Genomic DNA, 6,777 nt, shown 5'->3' with positions numbered 1-6,777 from the left:
TTTTGGCGTCAGGCCGAGTAAGATGCGACTCCCCCATTTCATGACTGCACCATGCTTTTCTGGGACAGTTTGGGCGCAAAAGAGTGAATAGATCAAGGCCCAGCGGACTTGTTTCTTACGCTCAGCTGGATTTTTAGGATAATAATCTAAAGGTAACACATCCAAAGCTAAACCGTGTGGCAAATCCAAATCCTTTTGATAAGGCTTGATACAAGTTGTTTCCCTATCACGAATGGTAATAAAAAGGTTACGATCTACAAAATCCTTGTGACTCTTTGACAAAAAATAACGTTCATCTGCATAACGAGGCCATAGTTCAACTAATTTTTCATAGTCCTTACGTGGCATAAAAAAGTCTAGGTCGTCGTCCCAAGGAATGAAACCCTTGTTGCGAAGGGCACCAATAGCTCCTCCACCACAGAGATAGCACAACAAATCATGTTCTTTACAAAATGCGACGAAATATTCAGCCATTTCCAGACTACGAGCCTGAATCGCTTTCAAATCACTCATGTCTCTCCTCTTCTGTCCAATAACGAGTTATATCGTTTTATTATACCATAAAGAAGCCCTAAAAATCCATCAGATACTAAGAAAAATCAAAGCCTAAACCTCTTTTTCACTAGTGATTCAAACTTTGATTTTTTTATAGTATTCTATCTCATTCCAAAGGGGGAAATTTTTTCTCTACACAATCGTATCATAATCTTTTTCTTTCGTCTTCAAAGTCTCAACAACCTTTGTTGAATAAGGACCCTTCATCGTTGTATCAATTTGACTAGAAATCATCCCCAGTGCTGTCTTTGTTGCTTGCGCTTCTGTTTTGATTTTGGTATCACCATCTGACATCAAATTATTACGCTCATTCAATTTGAGGGGTGCATAGATATGGCTGATTAGTAAACGTTCTAGTCCCTTCTCAATCTCAGTCATATTATTATTCACTCCCGAGAAGAAGTCATTAATCATTCCATCAAACATAGATTATCCCTTCCTTTTTTCTTGTTCGAGTTTCATCTTTTGACGATGTAATATATCTATATCATCTTCCAATTTTCGTCGTTCTCGTCTATACTCAATCTCTTCATTTTCAATCCTCTGTTCCAAGGTACGTTGATTTCTTGTAAATCCCATGGACACCGATTGACTAAAGTGAGAAGCTATTCTGTTTAGCTGTGCTCTTTCCTCAGTAGTATCAACGTCCACTTGTCCTAATGTATGCTGCATCATCTGATACTTGCTTTCCATCATATGCAACAATTGGTCACGTTTTTGCTGAAGGTCTTCAAATTGTTTTTCTCTTTGTTGGCGAATAGAACGATTCCGTTCATCTAATAAATCTAATTGATTCTGCTTTGTTCTTAATTCCCGCCAGATTACTTGATTTTCATCCATTCTTTAAAATTCCCTGCTAACTCTTTATCATCTTCCAATTTCTTTTGGACACCATCTGCTATTTGCTTTTCTAAACTTTGAAAATCTTCGGCCAATTTTTCTGATTTTTTTATTTTTGGATAGAAATAATGATCAAGGTCATCTAGGATTGTCGTACGAGATACTCCTCCGTCAGAATAGGCTGTCGCCACCTCTGTAGGTGACAAAATAAAACCAAAAGGGACTTGATAGGTACTCTCTACTATTTTCTCTGCTTTTTGGTGAGCTTTACGAACTATGGAACGAATCTCTTCATGACCAGCATTTGCGACTTCATGCAATCCCGATGAAATCGTTAAGGCCTGTTCGGAGTCTAGAAATATTTCCTCACCTCTCGTATAACCTCCTGAAGCCAATGTCTCTTTTGCCTTTACATAGTTATACAAGCCACTAGAAACCTTATCCAAAAAAGATGAATACCGTTTTTCAAAAGATGAGGTATCCTTTTTGATTCTGAGGCTACCATCCTCATTAAAAACATAGCCACCCCACAAGTGTTGAGAATATATAAAATCTACCTGTTGTTTCGAATCAACATGATGCATAATCCCTACTACACCGACACTATCCATTCTATTTTCAGGATAACCTAAAGGAACCATATCCTTATCATCAATGTAATTATGAATACGATACTTTATAGCATCCACACGTTGCCGTTGTTCTTTGGTCAAGACCGGATAGATATTCGGTCCTTGATAGATATAAGCTCCTGAGATACGTGAAATGTCCCTAACATTAGCTAGGGCGTATTGCGCATTCATAGAACCAAGAGAGTGACCATAAACTGAGATTTTAGCGTTTGGATATCCCAACATTATATCATCTAAGATAGAGGCAGCCGCCTTCAACTGAGAGGTAACTCCTTCTTCACCTTTCAAAATACTCTGAGCCATGGGAAGGTCATTTTCAAGCCAATCCACTTCCCATCCTTCTTCAAATGGCGCTTTAGAACCTTCATAGAGAACAGACACTTCAGAATGGTTTGGACTCTCAACTACGTAAACCTTTATTCCTGTCTCGTTTTCGATCACCTGACGGACTGTGCCGATGGGTTTAGCGTTATCATTATCACCAATTTCAACAGGCTTATCAACTGCAAGCTCTTTATCATACTCTTTTTTTGCTATTTGAAATCTCTCATAGTCCGTATATGTATCAGTCATTTTTCTCTCTCTCTTCTACTTTTTTCATTATCGTAGGATCATTTACTCCACCTTCACTAGTAAGCTTCTTCGTATTAAAGTTTTTATTTAGAGTGAAACTAAAAATATAATCCTTATTGTCATTGACATATATGGAAACCATAATACCTCCCATTGGATTGGAAGCAATAGATTCATAATTAATCGCATAATTTTTAATAACTCCATCTGGTTCAAACGCTTTCGGATCTATTCGTTTTAATCTATTTATAAAAATTTGATTCGCTTCCTCACTCTCTACAATCCTAACCATCTCATCGTGTTCTACTTGTTTCATTACTTTATATCCTCCTACGCTTAATCCAACGATAACCAACAAACTAGCTAAAACAATTCCTACAATTTTTAATGACTTCATGACGTCTCCTTATGTTATTTTACAAATATGTCTTGTTTTATTACCTGACGGACTGTACCGATATCTTCTATTTCTCCTTTATCATTTATGATTTTCAAAGGATCTGTTTCAGAATACTTTGTATACTCTTAATTAGCAATTTTTTGACGTTCATGATCACTATACTGTCTATTCACTTTTCCCCTCCTTTATCATTTTCTCAAATTTAGCAGAGTTTCCTCCGCCATCATTAACTAACTTTCCGCTACTTCTATCTTTATTAATAGTGAAAAATACATATAATTCTTCGTCATTATTTATATAAATTTTAAATTTGATCCCTCCCATTGGACTATGAAAAATGGAATTAATATCTATATCATAATTCTGGATAATATTTCCTTCTTCAAGTGCCCCTTTATGCCTCAGCTTTAGGTTATCTTCTATGATCTTTTTGACTTCCTCACTCTCTACAATTCTCACCATCTCATTGTGTTTTACTTGTTTCATTACTTTAAATCCTCCTATGCTTAGTCCAACGATAACCAACAAACTAGCTAATACAATTCCTATAATTTTTAATATCTTCATGGCATCTCCTTTATGGTATTTTACAAATATGTCATGCGCTGATTTACTTATAGTATACCATAAAGATTGGATTTTCCATCCTCACTTGACTTGGCGCTTTTGAACTTTCGTAGAGAACAGACACTTCAGAATGGTCTGGGCTCTCAACTACGTAAACCTTTAATCCTGTCTCGTTTTCGATCACCTGACGGACTGTGCCGATGGAGCTTTTCCGAGTTTTTATATAAATATCATTGTCAACTTGTAATTTTTTATCGTATTCTTTTTCAGCGATTAACTTTCGTTCATAGTCGCTATACATAGAATTCATCAGTTTGAGTCTCCTTTTAATTTTTCCAGAGGTGGATTACTCCCACCGCCATTTCTTAATTTACCATCACTACCTTTATGTAAGAATACACTAACATTATAACTTGAAGAATCATTTATATACAAATAAACAATTATTCCTCCCATTGGATTATGTTCAAAAGAATCAACTTTATATGATTTAATAATTCCTTTTTCTGTTAGAGCATTCGGATCTATTTGTTTTAAGCGCACTTTAAAAATCTCTTTCGCATCCTCACTCTCTACAATTCTCACCATCTCATCATGTTCTACTTGTTTCATCACTTTATATCCTCCTACGCTTAACCCAACGATAACCAACAAACTAGCTAAAACAATTCCTATAATTTTTAATATCTTCATGACGTCTCCTTTATGCTATTTTAAAAATATATCATTTACTGATTTACTTATAGTATACCATAAAGATTTGTCTGGACTCTCAACTACGTAAACCTTTATTCCTGTCTCGTTTTCGATCACTTGACGGACTGTGCCGATTACATTAGGATTGTTATCAGTTCCAATATCAATTGGATCATCTTTCGTATAGTCCGTATATTCTCTAGCAGCAATTTTTTGTCTATCATGTTCCGTATGTTTTTGTATCATTTTTTCACCTTCTTTAACAATTCTGCAAGTTGAGCAGAATAACCGCCTCCTGAATATTCAATTTTTCCAGTATTGCTATCTTTCTCTAATCCATACATTACTCTTAGTTTTTTATCTGAATTTACATATACTTTAAAATCAATTCCGCCCATGGGATTATGCTTAATTGAGTCGATATCAATTTCATACGATTTTATTGTACCTTCTTTTGTTAAGGCCTCACTATCTAGATATTTAAGTTTGTTTTCAACAATCTTTTTCACTTCATCACTTTTAACAATTCTCACCATCTCATCGTGTTCTACTTGTTTCATTACTTTATATCCTCCTATGCTTAATCCAACGATAACTAATAAACTAGTTAAAACAATTCCTACAATTTTTAATGACTTCATGGCATCTCCTTTATGATATTTTACAAATATGTCATGTACTGATTTACTTATAGTATACCATAATCATTATTTTATTAGCCTTATAGTTAAATTGCAGATTCCTTAGTTAGCACAAAAATTCCTTTTAATCAGCTAAAACCAGCTCGACATCAATTTTTCGTTTGATGTAGATTCAAAAAACCTTCACTTTGTACCGTTTTCTTAACAAGTTTCTTAAAAGGGTTTCTTGTTAGATTATGATGAATTTGTTACTGGAAAGCATTATAAAACCTAAAAAGAGCATTTCTGTCATCGGGAATGCTCTTTTTAGGTTTGGACTAAGTTCTTTTGAGTTTTTTTATAAGAGTTTTCTATCTCATTCCCATTTGGGCGAGTTTTGTCTTGTATTTATTTTGGTCGACAAGGAGAGCCTGCCCTCCATAAACATCGTAGTCATCTACCCAGTCACCAAGTTCGGGAACAGTTAATCTTTCGATACCATTCTGAGCGCCTTCTATGACAGATAAACCATTGGTCAACAAGAAGCTATACGGTAAATTGGTCGAAGTCATCGCAAAGACTTTTCCAAGTGCCTCAGATCCTGTAAAGAGCTTGGTTGGATCTTTGATCTGTTCAAGAACAGCCGACATGACTTGTTGCTGACGTTTGGTACGGCCATAGTCTCCTTCATCATCATCACGGAAGCGAGCATAGTTCAGCAAGGTAGAACCATTCATCTGCTGTTTTCCAACTTTGATGGTTTGAGTTGGGGACTCAGTCTCTGTTGCATGAAGATCGTCTCCAACTGTGGCTTCTGTCAGAGGTTGACCATTCAGAGTTGAAAATTGAGCATCGATAGTCACTCCTTCAGGGAAAAGTGTGTCAATAGCTGTTGCAAATGCCTGGAAGTCAACTAGGGCATAGTACTTAATATCCAAATCAAAGTTATCTTTTAGAACCTTGCGCACCATTTCAGCACCTTTTTGCCCTTCTTGTTCCCCAAGTTCATAAGCAACATTTAGTTTGTTATCCGTCTGTTTCTGACCATTTACAATCTTACTATACCCGTCGATATAAACTAAGTTGTCACGCATAAAGCTGACAAGTTTAATCTTCTTATCCGATCCACTGACATTCAGTACCATGATCGTGTCAGTACGGGTTTCTGCACTATTTTGACCGATACGGCCATCTGTCCCCATGACTAGGATATTCACACCATCTTTGGTATCCTGACCGTTAAAGACTTCTACTTGGGCTGCCTTGGCATCAGCTGGCTTATTGCTTGGATTAGCTGCCGACTGAAATCCCCGAAGAAACATGAAAATCATTCCTGCAGCAAGGCAAGTTATCAATAGCAAGAACCAAGTCAGTACTCGTTTAAAGCCAAATATTCTTTTTTTCTTTTTGACTTTAGGTAGAGGAGCTACCTTTTCACGTTTCTTAGCCCGACTTCTATTTCCATAAGTCGGAAGATCAATATCACTACTCCAAGTCTCTTCTTTTTCTTCTTGGTAGGAAGGGTGAACTTCTTGCTTGGGTCCTGTCATCTTTTGCTGCAGGTAATCAAACTCCTTTCGCTCCCGATCATTGAGGTAGTGAAAATTCTTAAAGAGATAGTCATAACGTAACTGCTCATGATGACTTAACGGGCTTTCTTTGCTCATAGACTCTCCTTTCCTAAATCCCTAATAGTGAAAATAGGGTAGGTTCCCAGTATCTTGTACTGGATCCCAATTGTTTCTAGTTCTTGTCTGGCAAAATGAACCAGTTCTTTGTCACTATAGTCTACATCGATAATGAAAAAGTACTCACCTAATGCCGTTTTGAGGGGCGACTTTCTATCTTGGTTAAGTCAATACCTCGCCAAGCAAAGGTTGAAAGAGCCTTGTAA

11 protein-coding genes and 1 pseudogene are annotated in these 6,777 nt (G+C 36.4%); all 12 read right to left on the bottom strand.

Translation table 11 applies throughout. The features are described from left to right. A partial coding sequence (locus SORDD24_RS01590; RefSeq protein WP_231082648.1) for a LicD family protein occupies window positions 1-513 on the bottom strand: 513 nt, incomplete at its 3' end. Window positions 514-687: 174 nt separating this feature from the next. Further along, window positions 688-981: a hypothetical protein gene (locus SORDD24_RS01585; RefSeq protein ID WP_061406878.1), complete on the bottom strand. Its 294-nt coding sequence runs from the start codon at window positions 979-981 to the stop codon at window positions 688-690. A 3-nt stretch (window positions 982-984) separates the two neighbouring features. Continuing rightward, the gene (locus tag SORDD24_RS01580) at window positions 985-1,395 is read right to left on the bottom strand and encodes a hypothetical protein (RefSeq protein WP_061406875.1); all 411 of its coding nucleotides are present in this window, start codon (window positions 1,393-1,395) and stop codon (window positions 985-987) included. Beyond that, entirely contained in the window at window positions 1,377-2,600 is a 1,224-nt protein-coding gene (locus SORDD24_RS01575; protein WP_061406873.1) for an Mbeg1-like protein, read from the bottom strand. The genes SORDD24_RS01580 and SORDD24_RS01575 overlap by 19 nt, the downstream gene beginning before the upstream one ends. Continuing rightward, on the bottom strand, window positions 2,593-2,997 hold the full coding sequence (locus tag SORDD24_RS01570) for a DUF1310 family protein (protein ID WP_061406870.1): 405 nt from the start codon (window positions 2,995-2,997) through the stop codon (window positions 2,593-2,595). Before SORDD24_RS01570 ends, SORDD24_RS01575 begins: the two co-directional genes overlap by 8 nt. A gap of 168 nt (window positions 2,998-3,165) precedes the next feature. Beyond that, a complete protein-coding gene (locus SORDD24_RS01565) occupies window positions 3,166-3,567 on the bottom strand; it encodes a DUF1310 family protein (RefSeq protein WP_061406868.1) in 402 nt (133 codons plus the stop codon). A gap of 43 nt (window positions 3,568-3,610) precedes the next feature. After that, the gene (locus tag SORDD24_RS01560) at window positions 3,611-3,877 is read right to left on the bottom strand and encodes a hypothetical protein (protein ID WP_196757254.1); all 267 of its coding nucleotides are present in this window, start codon (window positions 3,875-3,877) and stop codon (window positions 3,611-3,613) included. Then, window positions 3,877-4,260, bottom strand: a complete 384-nt coding sequence (locus tag SORDD24_RS01555) for a DUF1310 family protein (RefSeq protein ID WP_061406866.1) — start codon at window positions 4,258-4,260, stop codon at window positions 3,877-3,879. Before SORDD24_RS01555 ends, SORDD24_RS01560 begins: the two co-directional genes overlap by 1 nt. A gap of 15 nt (window positions 4,261-4,275) precedes the next feature. Beyond that, window positions 4,276-4,509: a hypothetical protein gene (locus SORDD24_RS01550; RefSeq protein WP_061406863.1), complete on the bottom strand. Its 234-nt coding sequence runs from the start codon at window positions 4,507-4,509 to the stop codon at window positions 4,276-4,278. Next, window positions 4,506-4,904 carry a DUF1310 family protein gene (locus SORDD24_RS01545; RefSeq protein ID WP_061406861.1) on the bottom strand — a complete coding sequence of 133 codons (399 nt, stop codon included), beginning with the start codon at window positions 4,902-4,904 and terminating at the stop codon, window positions 4,506-4,508. The genes SORDD24_RS01550 and SORDD24_RS01545 overlap by 4 nt, the downstream gene beginning before the upstream one ends. Before the next feature lie 350 nt (window positions 4,905-5,254). Then, entirely contained in the window at window positions 5,255-6,550 is a 1,296-nt protein-coding gene (locus tag SORDD24_RS01540) for an LCP family protein (RefSeq protein ID WP_061406859.1), read from the bottom strand. Next, a pseudogene (locus tag SORDD24_RS11515) lies at window positions 6,547-6,777 on the bottom strand (prephenate dehydratase); the annotation flags it as partial. The pseudogene SORDD24_RS11515 and the gene SORDD24_RS01540, both read right to left, overlap by 4 nt.

The organism is Streptococcus oralis (assembly GCF_001579175.1).
GTDB classification, from domain to species: Bacteria; Bacillota; Bacilli; order Lactobacillales; family Streptococcaceae; genus Streptococcus; species Streptococcus oralis_O.
This window is presented reverse-complemented; position numbering and strand designations above follow the sequence as displayed.

Bases quoted from the DNA above. Each gene is read 5' to 3' on its own strand.
- SORDD24_RS01585 (WP_061406878.1), bottom strand. From the start codon at position 981: ATGTTTGATGGAATGATTAATGACTTCTTCTCGGGAGTGAATAATAAT.
- SORDD24_RS01580 (WP_061406875.1), bottom strand. From the start codon at position 1,395: ATGGATGAAAATCAAGTAATCTGGCGGGAATTAAGAACAAAGCAGAAT.
- SORDD24_RS01575 (WP_061406873.1), bottom strand. From the start codon at position 2,600: ATGACTGATACATATACGGACTATGAGAGATTTCAAATAGCAAAAAAA.
- SORDD24_RS01570 (WP_061406870.1), bottom strand. From the start codon at position 2,997: ATGAAGTCATTAAAAATTGTAGGAATTGTTTTAGCTAGTTTGTTGGTT.
- SORDD24_RS01565 (WP_061406868.1), bottom strand. From the start codon at position 3,567: ATGAAGATATTAAAAATTATAGGAATTGTATTAGCTAGTTTGTTGGTT.
- SORDD24_RS01560 (WP_196757254.1), bottom strand. From the start codon at position 3,877: ATGAATTCTATGTATAGCGACTATGAACGAAAGTTAATCGCTGAAAAA.
- SORDD24_RS01555 (WP_061406866.1), bottom strand. From the start codon at position 4,260: ATGAAGATATTAAAAATTATAGGAATTGTTTTAGCTAGTTTGTTGGTT.
- SORDD24_RS01550 (WP_061406863.1), bottom strand. From the start codon at position 4,509: ATGATACAAAAACATACGGAACATGATAGACAAAAAATTGCTGCTAGA.
- SORDD24_RS01545 (WP_061406861.1), bottom strand. From the start codon at position 4,904: ATGAAGTCATTAAAAATTGTAGGAATTGTTTTAACTAGTTTATTAGTT.
- SORDD24_RS01540 (WP_061406859.1), bottom strand. From the start codon at position 6,550: ATGAGCAAAGAAAGCCCGTTAAGTCATCATGAGCAGTTACGTTATGAC.